This is a genomic window from Mycolicibacterium sp. SMGY-1XX (genome assembly GCF_059132455.1).
In genome coordinates, this window is record NZ_CP101139.1 from 307959 (window position 1) to 324373 (window position 16415).

General features: G+C 67.4%; 18 protein-coding genes. 4 read left to right on the forward strand and 14 right to left on the reverse strand.

Going from position 1 to position 16415, the window contains the following annotated elements; all coding sequences use genetic code 11:
* Positions 1–36 precede the first annotated feature (36 nt).
* The 14 genes from gluQRS to NL241_RS01485 form a co-directional block, all read right to left on the reverse strand.
* Complete coding sequence (gene gluQRS, locus NL241_RS01420; RefSeq protein ID WP_494396575.1) at positions 37–918, reverse strand: tRNA glutamyl-Q(34) synthetase GluQRS; 882 nt, start codon at positions 916–918, stop codon at positions 37–39.
* Positions 919–1021: 103 nt separating this feature from the next.
* On the reverse strand, positions 1022–1321 hold the full coding sequence (locus NL241_RS01425) for a hypothetical protein (protein ID WP_487693764.1): 300 nt from the start codon (positions 1319–1321) through the stop codon (positions 1022–1024).
* A gap of 192 nt (positions 1322–1513) precedes the next feature.
* The gene (locus NL241_RS01430) at positions 1514–2173 is read right to left on the reverse strand and encodes an MBL fold metallo-hydrolase (RefSeq protein ID WP_487693765.1); all 660 of its coding nucleotides are present in this window, start codon (positions 2171–2173) and stop codon (positions 1514–1516) included.
* Positions 2154–2537: an ABM domain-containing protein gene (locus tag NL241_RS01435; RefSeq protein ID WP_494396576.1), complete on the reverse strand. Its 384-nt coding sequence runs from the start codon at positions 2535–2537 to the stop codon at positions 2154–2156. Before NL241_RS01435 ends, NL241_RS01430 begins: the two co-directional genes overlap by 20 nt.
* Positions 2538–2579: 42 nt before the next feature.
* Positions 2580–3350: a GntR family transcriptional regulator gene (locus NL241_RS01440; RefSeq protein WP_487693768.1), complete on the reverse strand. Its 771-nt coding sequence runs from the start codon at positions 3348–3350 to the stop codon at positions 2580–2582.
* A 44-nt stretch (positions 3351–3394) separates the two neighbouring features.
* Positions 3395–4174, reverse strand: a complete 780-nt coding sequence (gene fabG, locus NL241_RS01445; RefSeq protein ID WP_487693769.1) for a 3-oxoacyl-ACP reductase FabG — start codon at positions 4172–4174, stop codon at positions 3395–3397.
* Positions 4175–4193: 19 nt separating this feature from the next.
* Positions 4194–5219, reverse strand: coding sequence for a phosphotransferase enzyme family protein (locus NL241_RS01450; RefSeq protein WP_494396577.1), 1026 nt, complete (start codon positions 5217–5219; stop codon positions 4194–4196).
* Positions 5219–5884 carry a microcompartment protein gene (locus NL241_RS01455; RefSeq protein WP_487693771.1) on the reverse strand — a complete coding sequence of 222 codons (666 nt, stop codon included), beginning with the start codon at positions 5882–5884 and terminating at the stop codon, positions 5219–5221. The genes NL241_RS01450 and NL241_RS01455 overlap by 1 nt, the downstream gene beginning before the upstream one ends.
* Positions 5885–5892: 8 nt before the next feature.
* Positions 5893–6174, reverse strand: a complete 282-nt coding sequence (locus tag NL241_RS01460) for a BMC domain-containing protein (RefSeq protein WP_487693773.1) — start codon at positions 6172–6174, stop codon at positions 5893–5895.
* A 31-nt stretch (positions 6175–6205) separates the two neighbouring features.
* Entirely contained in the window at positions 6206–6457 is a 252-nt protein-coding gene (locus NL241_RS01465) for a EutN/CcmL family microcompartment protein (RefSeq protein WP_487693774.1), read from the reverse strand.
* Entirely contained in the window at positions 6454–6933 is a 480-nt protein-coding gene (locus NL241_RS01470; RefSeq protein WP_487693775.1) for a hypothetical protein, read from the reverse strand. The genes NL241_RS01465 and NL241_RS01470 overlap by 4 nt, the downstream gene beginning before the upstream one ends.
* Positions 6930–7535, reverse strand: a complete 606-nt coding sequence (locus NL241_RS01475; protein WP_487693776.1) for a BMC domain-containing protein — start codon at positions 7533–7535, stop codon at positions 6930–6932. Before NL241_RS01475 ends, NL241_RS01470 begins: the two co-directional genes overlap by 4 nt.
* Positions 7536–7538: 3 nt before the next feature.
* Entirely contained in the window at positions 7539–9083 is a 1545-nt protein-coding gene (locus NL241_RS01480) for an aldehyde dehydrogenase family protein (RefSeq protein ID WP_494396578.1), read from the reverse strand.
* Positions 9080–10360 carry a class-III pyridoxal-phosphate-dependent aminotransferase gene (locus NL241_RS01485; protein WP_494396579.1) on the reverse strand — a complete coding sequence of 427 codons (1281 nt, stop codon included), beginning with the start codon at positions 10358–10360 and terminating at the stop codon, positions 9080–9082. The genes NL241_RS01480 and NL241_RS01485 overlap by 4 nt, the downstream gene beginning before the upstream one ends.
* A gap of 214 nt (positions 10361–10574) precedes the next feature.
* Between NL241_RS01485 and NL241_RS01490 the strand changes: the two genes are divergently transcribed.
* From NL241_RS01490 to NL241_RS01505, 4 genes are read left to right on the forward strand one after another with little or no spacing between them, the layout of a single operon-like run.
* Positions 10575–12107 carry an APC family permease gene (locus NL241_RS01490; RefSeq protein ID WP_487693780.1) on the forward strand — a complete coding sequence of 511 codons (1533 nt, stop codon included), beginning with the start codon at positions 10575–10577 and terminating at the stop codon, positions 12105–12107.
* A 27-nt stretch (positions 12108–12134) separates the two neighbouring features.
* Complete coding sequence (locus NL241_RS01495) at positions 12135–14375, forward strand: propanediol/glycerol family dehydratase large subunit (protein ID WP_494396580.1); 2241 nt, start codon at positions 12135–12137, stop codon at positions 14373–14375.
* On the forward strand, positions 14372–14707 hold the full coding sequence (locus NL241_RS01500) for a diol dehydratase small subunit (protein ID WP_487693784.1): 336 nt from the start codon (positions 14372–14374) through the stop codon (positions 14705–14707). Before NL241_RS01495 ends, NL241_RS01500 begins: the two co-directional genes overlap by 4 nt.
* Complete coding sequence (locus NL241_RS01505) at positions 14704–16413, forward strand: diol dehydratase reactivase ATPase-like domain-containing protein (protein WP_494396581.1); 1710 nt, start codon at positions 14704–14706, stop codon at positions 16411–16413. The genes NL241_RS01500 and NL241_RS01505 overlap by 4 nt, the downstream gene beginning before the upstream one ends.
* The last annotated feature ends 2 nt before the right edge of the window (positions 16414–16415 follow it).

Sequence of the window (16415 nt, forward strand, 5' to 3'; positions counted from 1 at the left end):
ACTACCAACTCCACCGCGGCCCACAAAGGGTTTTCTTCAGCTGGGCTGATAAATCCAAGGCTTCCGCGGCAGATGGGCCGGGTCGAACTCGTCGAGCATCCCGTCCAGCGTCACCGCGCGATAGTCCAAGGACTCCGCGATCTGCGCCAGCGCGGCATCCACGCCGATCTGGGCGAGTGTCACCGCGCCGTCACGTTTGGCCAGGCGCTTGCCGTCGGTGTTGAGCGCCAGGGGGACGTGCGCGTACACCGGGCTCGGGTAGCCCAGCAGCATCCCGAGGTAGGCCTGCCGCGGCGACGAGGGGAGCAGGTCGTCACCGCGGACCACCTGGTCGATGCCCTGGGCGGCATCGTCGACGACGACGGCCAGGTTGTAGGCGGTGACCCCGTCGCCGCGGCGTAGCACCAGGTCGTCCACGACGCCGGTGTAGCTGCCGTGGAGCAGGTCGGTGACGGTGTAGCTGTAGGTGTCCGACCGCAACCGCAGCGCCGGTGGCCGGGACCCGGCACGTTTCTCGGCACGCTGCGCGTCGGTCAGGTGCCGGCAGGTGCCCGGGTAGGCACCCTCGGGGGCGTGCGGCGCCCGTGGCGCCTGTTGGATTTCTTTTCTGCTGCAATAACATTCATAGACCAAGCCGCGCTGCTGCAGTTCTTCGATGACGCGGTCGTAGCGGTTCTCGTGCGCGGTCTGGTACTCCGGGTTCTCGTCCCAGGTGATGCCGATCGCGGCCAGATCCGCGACCTGCCGCGCCGCGATCTCGGGAAAGGTGCGGTCGTCGAGATCCTCGACGCGGACCAGGAACCGGCGGCCGGTGGACCGGGCGAACAGCCAGGCCAGCGCGGCGGTGCGGAGGTTGCCGATGTGCAGATCGGCCGACGGGCTGGGGGCGAACCGCCCCGCGCCGGCGGAGCGGGTCATGCCCGCAATCTAGCGTCGTCCGCAGACTCGGTCACACCGCACACCGTGAACACGAAAAGGGGCACCCCTCGGGGGAAAGGGGTGCCCCTGGCTCGTGGTGCGCTCAGCGCACGTTGACGTAGACCGTGGTGAGGGCGACGGGTCCGTACAGTTTGTCGCCCTGGTTGCCGGTACCGGAGTCGCTGAAACTCTGACCCCGGCCCAACGACACCACGTTCGCTTGGTCCAGCGGTGTGGCGCTGAGGCGGTTGACGATGACGTCGTAGCCCTCGGCTTGCAGCGACTCGATGGTTTCCTGGGCGCTGCCCGCCCCGGTGGGGGCTGCCATCGCCGGCGCCGCCAGGCCTACGAAGCCCGCAGCGACCGCGCCCGTCGCCAGTGCGGCAAATCCAAACTTCTTCATGGTCAACCTCTTTCGTTCTTCGTCTGGTGGTTCAAACCACCTGTCCTGGCGGTTCCATTTCCGTTGGCAGGAATTGAGCGTCGATTGGCAGAATCTGCTCTGTTGCCGCGACGGTAATCATGGTGGCTGGCGCGCGGCATCGCCGATATTCCCATCGCGGGGGAATATTCGTCTCGATCTGGCAAACGGGAGTTATACGGCCGCGCGCAATCCGTCGAGGGCTTCGTCGACGCAGGCTGCCCAGGACCGGCCGTCGAGAACGTGCACAGCGGTGTCGCTGGGGAAGGCGCTCGAGATCACCACGTCAGGCGACAGTGTGCGCAACAGCTCGAGGCTGCGGGTCAGGGTGGTCGCGTCGCTGATCGGCGGAATGTAGCCGGCCGCCCACCTGCCGTCGGCGCCGCGGAACAGCGTGTCCCCGGTGAACAGGCCACGCGCACCGTCGTCGAAGGTGACCAGATAGCAGGTGCTGCCCACGGTGTGGCCGGGGGTGGGGATCACCTCGATGCCGTTGCTGTCGACATGCCGGCCCTCCAGCGGCACGTCGACGTGCGCGTGTGAGCCGATGCTGTCGAGTTCGGCTGCCGGCGCGTGCAATCGGGCGTCGAATCGCTGCTTGATGCGGGCCAGTGTGGGCCCGGCTTCGTCCTGGTGGGACAGGTACTGGTGGCGTACCCCGCCGAGCCGGTCCAGCTCGTCGAAATCGGCCTCGGTGGCAGGGGAGTAGAACAGCACGTTGTCGGCACCGGAGGTACCCGCGGCCCCTGCGGTCCACAGGTAGGCGTGGGTGGTGAGTCCGGGAAACGGGCTGTCGACGCGGGTCTCCCACAGATCAGAGCGGATCTGGCGCATGATCGTCCTCCTTGGTGTCAGTGGCGGGATGGATGACGCGGGCGAGGGTGAATCGCGGGGGCCCCGTCATCTGGGGCACCGCGGTGCCGGAGACGCCGGCCACGGCGGCCTCGATGGCCGCGACGCGACCCGCGGTGTCCGAGACCTTCTCGAAATGCTCGAAATCGGCCCGGCTGGCCCACTGCACGAGGTTGTAGACCCGTCGGCCGTCGACACTCGCGAACAGCCGGGCCCCGCGGTACCCGGGGTAGAAGCACACCCAGCGCTGCTGGATATCGGCGAACGCGTCGATCAGCTCTTGCTGGCTGCGCTCGCCGTCGACGGCGTAGTCGATGATCGAGAAGAACCCTTGCTGGTCATCCATGTGCCCCAGGCTGCAACATGAACCTCAGTTGAGGTCAAGGTTTCAACTGGCTTTGGTGCGGCTCTGCAGCGTCACCGAGGCGATATCGGCAGCGGGCACACCGATGCCGCGGCCGTTGACGGTGACAGCCAGTCGGGTGCGGTCACCGCGGAACAGGTCATGGGAGAACTCGCACGGAGCGCCGTCCTGGTCGTAGGCCGTCCGCGTGATCAGCAGCAGTGCCGAACGCTTCTTGATGCCCAGCAGGGTGGCTTCCTCCGGAGTGGCGTTGACCGCTTCGATGCGTTCGTCCGCGCGGGAGGTGACCAGGCCGTACTGCGACTCGAGGACTTCGTAGATGGAGCCGCCGAGTTGCTGCTCGAGCAGTCCGGGGAACCTGTCGGCGGGAAACTGGGCCCGCTCCAACGAGATCGGCGAGCCGTCGGCCAACCGCACCCGCTGGATCTCGACGACGAACTCGCCTGCGCCCAGCCGTAACGCCTGCTGGGTGGGGCGGTCGGGGACCGCGATCTTGGTCGACAGCACACGGGTGCCGGCCACGTACCCCTGGTTGGCCAGGAATGCGGGTACGCCCACGACATCCGTGAGGCTGCGCTGCACCTGCACATGGCTGATGAAAATGCCTCCGGCGCGGCCGATCACCCGCTCCACCAGACCGGCCTCCTCGAGCGCCGCCAGGACTTGGCGCAGCGTGGACCGACTGGTGGCGTACCGTTGCGCGAGCTCTCGCTCACTACCGAGTTTGGTGCCGGGGGTGCCGGCGTTGACGTCGGCGACGATCTGGCGCCTCAACTCCTCGACTCGCGATGGCACCTGATCCCCCTCGTCAATTGGTCATACCAAATATACGCACCCCGCTACATGTCCGCGATAGCTTCGGCCGACTCGGGCAGGATCTGCCCGCCGTCGACCACGAGCGACTGCCCGGTGATGTAGGCCGACTCGTCGGTGGCGAAGAACAGTGCGGCGTTGCCGATGTCGGACACACTGCCGAGCCGGCCCGCCGGCACCGAGGCCGCCATCCGGTTCATGTACTCCTCGCCCATGTCGATGAGGCCTTCGGTGATGATGTTGCCGGGCAACACCGCGTTCACGGTGATCTTCTTCGGAGCGAGCTCCATCGCGGCCGTACGCAGGAATCCCAGCTGCGCGGCCTTGCTGGCCCCGTAGTGCGACCAGCCCGGGTATCCGGTGATGGGCCCGGTGATCGAGGAGGTGATGATCACCCGGCCGTGCCCGCTGGCGGCCAGGGCCGACAGCGCCGCCTGCACCATGAACACCGTGCCCTTGAAGTTGACCGACATCACCTGCTCGATGTCGTCAGGGGTCAGATCTTCCAGGCGGCCCGACGGGAAGATGCCCGCGTTGGCGCACACGATGTCGAGCCCGCCGTTGCGTTCGACCGCCGTGGCCACCACCCGGCGGCAGTCAGCCGGGTCGGACACGTCGGCGGCCACGCCGGTGACCGTGCCGGGTGCGCTCGCCAATGCGTCTGTGGCAGAGTCGATATCGGACTGATTACGGCCGGTGATGACGACGTTGACACCGGCGCGGGCGAAGGTCTCGGCGATGCCGCGGCCGATCCCCTTGCTCCCACCTGTGACGATGGCCGAGCGGCCGTGAAGTGATGCAAACATCTGCGTGCCTTTCAACGTGTCAGGCCAGTCGACGGCCGTTGTGGGTGAGGTAACGCTCGGCCAGCCCGCAACTGCCCGCTGCATAGGTGACCGACATGGCCTGGGATTCCCGGCTGTGACTGTGTGATCCCATCCACGCGAGCAGGAGAAGTCGGCGCAGCAGGACGAATGAGGGCAGCATGTCCTCGTGCTCGGCCGCCAGCGGCAGTCTGGTGCGGTATCCCGCTGTCCAGGCGTCCTGCCACTCGGGCAGCGCCGGGTCGTCCTCCATGAACGACACGGCGGTGCCGAAATCATAGAAATACCAACCGAACCCGCAGTCATCGAAGTCGATGACGGTGACCGTCGAAGGAGATCCGGCGCTGTCAGTGGTGTCGTCGTCGACGAGCAGGTTCGCCAACCGCAGGTCGGCGTGCACCAGGCCGAAGGTGTCGGCGCCGGTGCCGTACTCGGACAGCCGGTGGTGCAGCAGCTCTTGGGCCTGCTGCAGCACCGCCGCCTCTCCCGGACCCACTCCCACCGCGTCCTGCCAACGGCCCCAACGGGGCTCGTCACCCAGGCAGTGCGCCCAATCCCAGGAGAACCGCCCGAAGGACGGAGGGCGGGTCCACCTCCGGGCGTGATCGTGCAGGGCTGCGGTGATCCGGCCCAAGGTGTGGAAGTCGTCCACGGTCAGGGTTTCGGGGTCCGGCTCGGCACCGGGAACCATGGCGAAGTGCACCACATGGCGCTCGGTGCCGTCATGGTCGACGGTCACCACCCGTTGGCCGTCGCGCGTCGGCAGTACCGTGGGCACCGTGACGTCGCTGTCCCGGCCGAGGGCTGCCAGCCAGTCCAGTTCCGATTCGATCTCGTGGCGACGATGGTAGTTCTGCCGGTGCACCCGCAGAATCGAGCGCACGCCGGTCTCAGCGTCCTCCACCGCGTAGGTGGCGTTCTCGGAGAGGTTGAGCAGCTGCAGCTTTGACGCGGGCGGCAGGTCGTAGTTCCGCAGCGCGTGTTCGGCGACCACCAGATCGTCGCCGATGAAGTCGGCCCCCGCCATCAGTGGTCGCGGCCTTCGATACCGGCCAGGACGGCGGTGATGCGGTCCCGCGCTGTGGTGACGTCGGCGGTGCTGCCACCGATGTAGAGCCGGCCTGCGGCCCCGATCATCTGGACGTCGACGAGGTTGAGTCCCGGTGCGGCCCGCTCGGCCTCATTGGCGGCGACCGCGGCGAACAGCGCCGGAGTCATCTCGTAGACCAGCAATGACTCGCCGGGTAACACCATCGAGGCCTGCCTGTTCCGGTTCAGGATCACCGCATGCTGATCGGTGATGTCTTCGATGATGTCGTGGTAGAGAACCCGTGGCCGCAGTTGATCGGTTGCGGAGTTGCCCGTGCCCGCCAGGATGGCTTCGCCGGCCCGCCGGATCTCGGCGAGCTCGGCGGAGTGGATCTCCAGGACACCGAATTGGCGTTCCACATAGAGGATTCCGGGCTGAACGCCGGGCACCTCGCGCAGCGCCAGATCGATGACACGTTCGATCGCCAACGCGGGTGACACTTCCACGATCAGCGCGTGTTCGCCGGCGTACGGAGGATAGCCGCGCGCCCGGGTGGGGGTGCCCAGATATGCGGCGAACTGTGGTTGCAGGTCTTCCACCGGTAGGTAGACCCGGATGTCGGTGCGGGTACCGGTGGCGGTGTGCTGGTCGGTCACGGCCATCGGCGCGGCTACTGGGTGGACACGGAGAAGTGTGCGCCGAGTTCGTTGTGCGGGCGCGGAATGACGTGCACGCTCACGAGTTCACCGACCTGGGAGGCGGTTTCGGCGCCGGCCTCGGTGGCGGCTTTGACCGCTCCCACCTCACCGGTGACGATGACGGCGACCAGCCCGTCGCCCACCTGCTGACGGTCTGTGATGGTCACGTTCGCGGCCTTGACCATCGCGTCGGCCGCTGCGAGTGCGGCGACGTAACCCTTGGTCTCGATCATCCCGATCGCATTGCTGGCCATGATGTTTCTCCTTCTTTCGAGTGTCGAACTGCTATCCGGTGGTATCGGGGTCGATCGAGCCGATGATCAGAGCGTCGATGGGTGGGGGACTGCCGGCGAACCAGCCGGCCGCCACCGAACCCTGGGTGACCAGGACGTGCTCGCCGACACCGCTGCCGAGTACGTCGAACGCGATCAGCCGGGATCCGCTGCCGTCCACCTCGACCTCGAGCAGCGCCCCGGCGGGCATCCCGTCGACGCAGCGGGTGGACCAGACGTGGCCGGTGACCGTGCCGGTGATCATGTGCGCTCCTTCTGGACGGTGATGCCGAGGGCTCGGGCCCGTTCGCGAGCCAGCGGGGTGAGCACGGCCCTGGGGCCGAGCACCAGCGTGGCGCCGGTGCCGCCGAGCTCGGCGATGTGGCGCTCGGTGACGGCGCCCCGGTCGATGCGGTGGGTGCTGCCACCGGCGCCCGGCCGGGTGGCGGCGAGCCGGAACTTCAGCCGCCCCTGCCGCACGTCGGCCCGGGTCTTCGGGTTCTCGAACAACTGCAACAGTTTTCGTACGAAACCGTCGAGGTCGGCATCGGTGGCGATCCGGACGGTGTCGGTGCGCGACTTCTCGTCCGCGGCCAGCGGGCCGGTGGGGACGACGGTAGCGGCCGGGGCAGGCTTTGGTGGCGCAGGTGCGGGCGCCGCGGGTGCGGTCGGCTTCAGGTCTCTGACGGCCTCACGGACCACCTCGCGAACGAGGAGGCGAAGCTGGTCGCGGTCGATCATCCGAGGCTCCGCCGCAGCGCGTCCTCGGCGGCACCCGCGGCCTGGCGGACGTCGGCCTCGGTGCCCGACAGGTAAACCCGGCCGGTGGCGCCGATCATGCGGAAGTCGACGACCTTGATGTCGGCGGCCTTCTCGGCCTCGTTGGTGGCCAGGATCGCATACGACGCCGGTGCCACCTCGAGCACGTACAGCGATTCACCGGCCAGCACCATCGACCCGATCTTGTTGCGGTTGATCAGGAATGCATGCTGCTGATCGATGCTCGAGATGATTCGCGAGGCCAGGATGCTCGGCGGCAGCGCCGAGCCGGCGTCACCGCCCAACTCGTCGAGCGCGGCATCGGCCGAGGCCTTGACCGCACCCGTCTCGCCGTGGAACTCCAGATACCCGAACTGCCGCTCCACCACCAGCACGCCGGCTTTGACCTCGGCGTGCTTGAGCGCCACGTCGGTGATGCCCTCGATGTCCAATCCGGGCGCCACCTCGATGATCTGGGCGGCCACATCAGCTCGGGGAAGGGCGCCTTTGATCCAGGTGCCCAGATACGACATCGTCTGCGGCTGAAGCCGATCGATGAAGATGAACGAACGCAGTTCAGCCACGGATCACCTCTTGATCAGTTGGGCGAGTTCTTCGACGACCAACGCGCGCAACTCCGCGCGCAGCGCCTCGATGCCGGGGTCGCCGGACCGGACGGCCGGCCGCGAGCCTGATGTGGGTGGGCCAGCCTCGCCCACGTCGTTGGACGCACGCGGATAGGCCGGCACCGGGCCCGACGGCGCGCGCCATGGCGAGACACCGGCGAAGTTCGGCATGGTCACCCCGGCATCGGCGTTGTAGGCGACGCGTGTCCAGTTGACCAGATGCCCGGGCTGCAGGTTCTCCCCGATGGAGCTGCGACCGACGAACCCGGTCCCGAGTGTCATCGACGGAGCCAGGTTGGTCTCCAGGCCCGAGCTGCCGGTGCTGTTCCCCACGTTGACCGACACCCTCAGCACCGGAACCCGGGCGGCGAAATCGGTGATGACACGGGCATTCTCACTGTGGATGGCCGCGGAGTGGCCCGCCCCACCGATGCGGATGACCGCACGGGCCGCGCGGATTCCGCGGTCGGCATCGGCCACCGTGGTCATCCCGAGAACCGGTGAGAGCTTCTCGTGGGTCAGCACTTCCTCGGCGAGCACGTCGGTGAACGGGGCCACCAGCACCCGCGTCTTGGCGGTGACCCGGATACCGGCCTGCTCAGCGATCCAGGCGGCGTCGCGTCCCACCACATCGGTGTTGAGCGCGCCGCCGGGGAACATGTAGTGCCGCAGCCGCCGGGCGGCCTCGTCATCGAGGATGGCGGCGCCGTTGCGGTTCATCGCCGAACTCAGCTTGGCGGCAACGGATTCCTCGGCGATGAGCACCGACTCGTTGGTGCACAGCACCGAATTGTCGAAGGCCTTGCTGTCCACGATGCGCCGGGCAGCGGCGTCGATGTCGGCGCTGGCGTCGACGAACACCGGCACATTGCCGGGCCCCACCCCGAGGGCCGGATTGCCCGACGAATACGCCGCCCGCACCACCGCATCACCCCCGGTGGCCACGATGACGTCGGTGCGCCTGTCCGCCATCAACGCCTCGACCAGCGGGATGGACGGCTCGTCGATCACCTGGATGATGCCGTCCGGCGCCCCGGCAGCGCTGGCCGCCTCGGCGAGAACCCGGGCGGCATCCACCGAGCACTGCCGTGCCCGTGGATGCGGGGCGACCACCACGGCGTTCCGGGTCATCAGCGCCAGGATCACCTTGAAATACACGGTGGCCACCGGGTTGGTGGTGGGTGTCAGCGCCAGCACCACACCCGCGGGCCGCGGGATCTCGACGATCTTGCGGGTGGCGTCGATACGGGGCGTGACGAAGTCGTCGTCGCGGTAATGCTCCACGATCCCGCGTGAGCAGGCCCGGTTCTTCACGATCTTGTCGGCCACCACTCCCATGCCGGTTTCGGCGACGGCGGCCGCGGCGAAGCGTTCCGCCTCGTGGTAGGCGGCGTCGGCCACCGCGGTCACCACAGCCGCAACCGCGGGGGCGTCGTAGTCGGCGAAGGCGGCGGCGGCCCACCGGGCACGTTCCAGCAGCTGACCCACCGCAGCGAAGTCGTTCACGCTGACCTCCGTCCCATCGCGGCCCGCCGCGCCTGGCCGACGGCCACCTCGAGGCGGTCCAATACGTCCTCGCACAGTTCGCGATCCAGCAGCAGCCCCGGTTTGAACTGCAACACACGGGGATCCAGCGTGGAGAAGATCGCCCACACACCCCGCTCGTAGAGTTCGCGCATCACGAACTTGGCGCCCTCGGGATGGTCGAACTCCAAGCCGATCACCACACCGTTCTGCCGGATGCCGATGAACCAGTCCGGGTAATCGGCCTGGATCCGGGCCAGGCCGCCGGCGAAGAGGTCGGCGATGTAGTGCACCGACGACCTGACCTCGGGCCTGCTGCTGATCTCGAGAGTCTTGATGGCCGCGACACATCCGAGTTCGGCGCCACCGAAGGTGGAGATGTGGCCGAACCCGTCCTGGTTGAGCCATTGCGCGGCGCGCTCGCTGAGCATGGCCGCGGTGATCGGATACATGCCGCCGGACAGTCCCTTGCCGGTGACGATGATGTCGGGTTCGATACCGTGTTTGGTGATCGCCCACATCTCGCCGGTGCGCATCAGGCCGGTCTGCACCTCGTCGGCGATGTAGAGGGCGTCGTAGCGGACACAGAGGTCTTTGACCGTTTCCAGGTAACCCGGTGGGGGCAAAGGGAATCCGTAGGTGGCGGGAATGGTCTCCATGATCACCGCGGCGACATCGCGGCCGCGTAGTGCCTGCTCCATGGCGTCGAGGTCGCCGAAGGGGACCTGTACGAACTCGTCCGGGCGGTCGGCGAGGAACAGTTTGGCGAACCGGTCGTCGCCGGTGGCCACCGCCAGCCCGGTGTGACCGTGATAAGCCTTGACGATCGAGACGATCTTGCGGCGCTGCATGGCGTGGCGGGCGCTCTTGAGTGCGATGTCGATGGCTTCACCGCCGCCGGAGCCGAAGGCGACCTTGGTGATGGACGCGGGCGCGGACTCGACGAGCTTCTGGGCCAGGGCGGTCCGCGCGACGGACGGGAAGTGGTGGTTGCCGACGTCGAAGTACTTCATGCCATCGGAAAGTGCTTGCATCACTTCGGGATTGCGGTGCCCGAGGTTGTAGGTACCGCCGTTGAGGTGCATGTCGATCAGCCGTCGACCGCCCATGTCCCAGAGGAAGTAACCTTCGCGGCGGTCGATCACCAGGTCAACCCCGGTGTCGGTCCAGAACTGGGTCTTGTCCGGGTTCCAGAATGTCTTCGCCCGCTCCAGAACCTGTGCCTTGGACTCGAACGAGAAGGTGCCGTAGTCGTACACGAGTCTCCCTGCGTGTTCGTCTGGCCGTGTCGCCGAGAACGTTAAATGGGCCGACCATTTATGTCAATGGTCTAAAAAGTCGGCCCGAATCGAAGAATTATGTGGCGGAACCGCTTGCGCTCGGTATTTGGTAGTGCCAATATAACCGAGTTCACTGTGGGCTGGACCACACCACCGGACGCTTCACTGCCTCATCTGGAAGGTATTCCCAACGATGACCGATCGAGTGTTGTCACGCGACGAAAACACCGGCGGCGGGGTGCAACGGCTGAAACGCAACGCCGTCGGTACCTTTGGCGTCATCTTCATGGCAGTGGCGACGGCCGCTCCCATCACCGCGATGGTCGGTAACGTGCCGATCGCAGTCGGTTTCGGCAACGGATCCCACGCACCGGCCGGCTACCTGGTCGCCACGATCGTGCTCGGCCTGTTCGCGATCGGCTACGCCACCATGGCCAAGCACATCACCGCCACCGGCGCCTTCTACGGATACATCTCCCACGGGCTCGGCCGCATCATGGGGATGGCCAGCGGCCTCATCATCACGATGGCCTACATCGTCTTCGAGGGCTCGCTGATCGGCATCTTCGCCTACTTCTTCCAGAACCTGTTCGCATCCCAGTTCGGGATCACCGTCCACTGGCTCATCCCGGCGTTGCTCATGCTGGCGCTCAACTGCATCCTCACCTACTTCGACGTCAACCTCACCGCCAAGGTGCTCGGCGTCTTCCTCATCACCGAGATCATCATGCTGTCCCTGGGCGCACTGGCCGTGCTGTTCCGCGGTGGCGGCCCGGACGGCTTCGCGGTCGCCGAAACGCTGAACCCGATCGGTGCCTTCACCCCGGCCGCCATCGCCGGCGCCAGCGCGGGCCTGGGGTTGTTCTTCGCGTTCTGGTCGTGGGTCGGCTTCGAGTCCACGGCGATGTACGGCGAGGAATCCAAGGATCCGAAACGAATCATCCCGCGCGCCACCATGATCGCCGTCCTCGGGGTGGGCATCTTCTACGTCTTCGTGTCCTGGATGGCCATCGCCGGCACCGGACCGCAGCAGTCGGTGGAGCTGGCACAGGACCCGGCCACCGCCGGTGACATCTTCTTCAACCCGGTGCGCAGCACCTACGGGGAGTGGGCCATCACGCTGTTCAACATCCTGCTGGTGACCGGATCCTTCGCGTGCGGCATGGCATTCCACAACTGCGCCTCGCGCTACCTGTACGCCCTGGGCCGGGAAGGCCTGTCCACGGGGCTGCAGAAGACCCTGGGTGCCACCCACCACTCGCACGGTTCGCCCTACATCGCGTCGTTCGTGCAGACCGGCATCACACTGGTGCTGATCCTGGCGTTCTACTTCGCCGGAATGGATCCGTATGTGCACATGTACACGCTGCTGGCGATCCTGGGCACCATGGCGATCCTGATCGTGCAGTCGCTGTGCGCATTCGCCGTGATCGCCTACTTCCACTTCCACAAGAACCATCCATCCAGCGCGCACTGGTTCAAGACGTTCCTGGCGCCGCTGCTCGGTGGTATCGGCATGCTCTATGTGGTGTACCTGCTGTGGGAGCACAAGGACGCCGCCGCCGGCGCCGCGTCGGGCACACTGCTGTTCAAGCTGACACCATGGATCGTGGTCGGTGTGTTCGTACTCGGAGCGGTACTCGCGTTGTACTTCAAGCTGCGCGACCCCAGGCGCTACGAACTGATCGGCCGGGTTGTGTTCGACGACAGCGAGATCCGCGACTAACAGATCCACGACCTACAGGAGGGCGCATTGGCGCAGGAGTTGGGCCGGTTTCGGGTACTGAACTCGAAACCGGTCAACCTCGACGGGTTCAGTGTCGCCGACGCCGACCTCGGTCTGGTCGCGATGCGCAGCCCGCATGACCCGGCCCCCTCGCTGGTGATCGAGAACGGCACGGTGGTCGAGCTCGATGGCAAGTCCGTGGCCGAATTCGACGTCATCGACGAGTTCATCGCCCGATACGGGATCGACCTGTCGGTGGCCGAGGAGGCGATGGCCCTCGAGGACGCGGCGCTGGCGCGGATGGCCGTCGATGTCAATGTGCCCCGCGCCGAGGTGGTGCGACTGATCGGCGGCACCACACCGGCCAAGCTCGCCCGCGTCATCGCGGTGCTGTCACCGGTCGAGATGCAGATGGCCATGGCCAAGATGCGGGCCAGGCGCACCCCGAGCAATCAGGCGCACGTCACCAACCAGCTCGACGATCCGCTACTGATCGCCGCCGACGCCGCCAGCGCGGTGGCCTACGGATTCCGCGAAGTCGAGACCACGGTGCCGGTGCTCAGCGACGCACCGTCGAATGCCGTCGCCTTGCTGATCGGCAGCCAGGTCGGCACGCCCGGGGCCATGGCGCAGTGCTCCATCGAGGAAGCCCTGGAGTTGCGTCTCGGGCTGCGTGGTTTGACCAGCTACGCCGAGACCATCTCGATCTACGGCACCGAGCAGGTGTTCGTCGACGGCGACGACACCCCGTTCAGCAAGGCCATTCTCACGTCCGCCTACGCGTCGCGCGGACTGAAGATGCGGGTCACCAGCGGGGGTGGCGCCGAGGTGCTGATGGGCGCGGCCGAAAAATGCTCGATCCTCTACCTCGAGTCGCGTTGTGTCTCGCTGGCCCGGGCCCTGGGATCCCAGGGGGTGCAGAACGGCGGTATCGACGGTGTGGGCGTGGTGGCCGCGGTGCCCGAGGGCATGAAAGAGCTGCTGGCCGAGAACCTCATGGTGATGATGCGGGACCTGGAGTCCTGCGCGGGCAACGACAACCTGATCTCGGAATCCGATATCCGGCGCAGCGCCCACACCCTGCCGGTGCTGCTCGCCGGAGCTGACTTCATCTTCTCCGGCTTCGGCTCGATTCCGCGCTACGACAACGCTTTTGCGTTGTCCAACTTCAACTCCGACGATATGGACGACTTCCTGGTCCTGCAGCGTGACTGGGGTGCCGACGGTGGGCTGCGCACCGTCTCGCCCCAGCACCTGGAGTCGGTGCGCCGGCGCGCCGCCACCGCAGTGCAGGCCGTGTACCGGGATCTGGGTCTGGCCGATTACGACGACGACCGCGTCGACGAGGTGGTGGCGGCCAACGGCTCCCGTGACCTGCCCGCCGGCCATCCGAAGATGGTGGCCGAGGCAGCCGCCTCGATCGAAGCCAAACAGCTCACGGTGTTCGATGTGATCGCATCGCTGCAGCGGACCGGTTTCACCGATGAGGCGGACGCCATCGCCCGGCTGACACGCGAACGGTTGCGCGGTGATCAGCTGCAGACCTCGGCGATCTTCGACAAGGACTTCCGGGTGCTGTCGAAACTCACGGACCCGAACGACTACGCCGGGCCGGGTACGGGCTACGCGCCGACACCGCAGCGGGCCGCGGAGATCGACGGCATCCGCCAGGCCCGCAGTGCCGCGGAGCTCACGGCAGACCAGGAGGAACACCGCGGGCACCTGATCGTCACCGACGGTGAAACCGCCCGGCAGAGCGGTGATCCCCGGGAGGTGTGCATCGGTCTGTCGCCGGCCTGGGGTCGCAGCGTATGGCTGACGCTGTGCGGGCTGCCGATCGGTGAAGTGTTACGTCAGATCTCGGCCGGGCTGGAGGAGGAGGGCTGCGTGCCGCGGTTGGTGCGGGTGCGTTCCACCATCGATGTCGGGCTGATCGGTCTCACCGCGGCGCGGCTGTCGGGTTCGGGGATCGGAATCGGCTTGCAGGGCAAAGGAACAACGCTGATCCACCGCCGTGATCTGGCGCCGCTGGCCAATCTCGAACTGTTCAGCGTGGCGCCACTGCTGACCGCGCAGATGTATCGCGAGCTCGGTAAGAACGCCGCCAGGCATGCCAAGGGTATGGCCCCGGTACCCATCTTCACCGGAGGCACCGATGAGTCCATCTCGGCGCGCTACCACGCCCGTGCCGTTGCGCTGGTCGCCCTGGAACGGCAGGCCTGTCAGCCCGGCGAACCACCGGTCACCGTGGAGGTCGTTCGCCGATGACACCGGACAACATCACCGTGGGCAACGCCGTCGACGGCAAGCTGAGCCTGTCGGATCTGCGGATGGACCCGGCGGTGCTCGCTCACCAAGCCGTGGTCGCCGAGGCGGGCGGCAACCCGCAACTGGCCGAGAACTTCCTGCGCGCAGCCGAATTGGCCACCATGGACGATGACGACGTGATGAACCTGTACGAGGCGTTGCGGCCCCACCGGTCCACGGCCGAGCAACTCGCCGAGCTGGGGACCAGCCTGGAGGCCCGCGGTGCCTCCCGGTGTGCCGCCCTGGTGCGCCAGGCCGCCGAGGCATACGCCCGGCGGGGTCTGCTGCGTTGAGGTCTGGGCACTGCACCGTTGCCGGGATAGACATCGGTAACCACACCACCGAGATCGTCCTCGCACGGGTTTCCGGGACGACGGTGGCAGCGGTGGCTCATGGCCAGGCGCCGACGCGCGGCCGCAAGGGATCTCGCGAGTCACTGCACGGTGCGGCGGCGCTACTGCACCGCATCGAGGTTGATGCCGGTGTGGTGGCCGACGAGCTGCTGCTGGCGGTGTTGCGGCCGGTGGACACCGCCACCGCCCCTCTCCCGCGTGCGCAGGCCCCCGACTCCCCGGTCCGCAGCCTGCGCGCACCCGAAGCCAGTACCGCGGCGGGGCGCGGGCACGGGGTGGGCCGCCATGTGCGGCTGGACGATCTGACCGGCGCGGTCACCGACGGCCCGGTGATCGTATCCGTCGGCCAGGACTGCGATTTCGAGGAGGCTGCGGCCCGGATCACCGACGCGGTGGGCCGCGGCTGGCCGATCGTGGGTGTGCTGGTTGCTCAAGATGATGCGGTCCTGATCGCCAACCGCATACCGTTGGATGTTCCCGTTGTCGATGAAGCCGACATCGACATCGAGCCCGGCGCACTGGTGGCCGTCGAGGTCACCGAGCCGGGCCGGGCGTACCGGGCGCTGGCGGATCCCATCGCGCTGACCGCCGCGCTGCAGTTGTCGCCGGACCGGATGGTCCAGGTGGCCGAATTCTGCCGGGAGCTGGCCGATGCCTCGGCCATCGCCGTCACCGCCCGCACCACACCCGCCACACCGCCGACCACGGGTGACGACTACGTGGAGGTGCAGACAGTCGACGGTACGGTGCGATACTCACCCGCACAGGCACATTCGGTCCTTCGACTGTCCGGTCCGGGCTGCGCGCGCCGCGTGCGGCTGTCCGCTGTGGCCGCCGCCAAGGAGGGCTTGGCGGTACACGATGCCTTCTTCACCGACATGTCCGCCATCGACAACGGAGTGTGGTTGCGCCGCGGTGTCGCCGAGGCGCAGGGCACCGTTGTGGCGTTGCTGGCCGCTGACGAGATCGCCGATGCGGCAAGCACTCTGGCGGAGCTGAGTGGGCGCCGGGTGCGCACCTTGGCCGGCGAACCCGAGGCCGCGGCGCGCGGTGCCCGCACCACCCCCGGCCTGCCGCCCGGTGCGGCGGTCTGTGACATCGGTGGCGGCACCATCGACGTGATCGGCAACGGCGCCACCGTCGTGGCGGCCGGGGCGGGCGAGACGATCACCGTCGCGGTGGCCCGCGTCCTCGGGATTCCGAAGGCCCTGGCCGAGACGGTCAAACGCACCCCGGCGGTGCGGGTCGAGGGCCCGCACGTGGCGCACGAGGAGGACGGTCGGCGGGTCTTCCTCGACGCCCCTGCGGCAGCCGACGCGATCGGCAGACTGTGCACCCGTGGTGGCGCGGGCCTGGTGCCGTTCTCGAGTCGGTTGGCCGCAGAGGAGTGGCGCAGCCTGCGGCTGGCGATCAAACAGGAAACCGTCGCCGCCAACATCGCCCGAGCGCTGCGGGCGTTCGACACACCCCCGGCGGCGATGGTGCTCGCCGGGGGCGGCGCCCTCGACGACGAACTGCTGCGCACCGTCACCGAGGCGCTGCGTACCGTGCCGGTGGTGGTGGGGCGGGCCAATGTCGACGGTATCCACGGTCCCCGCTTCGCAGTGGCATCTGGTCTGGTGCACCTTTTCGCGGATTCACGCTAGGC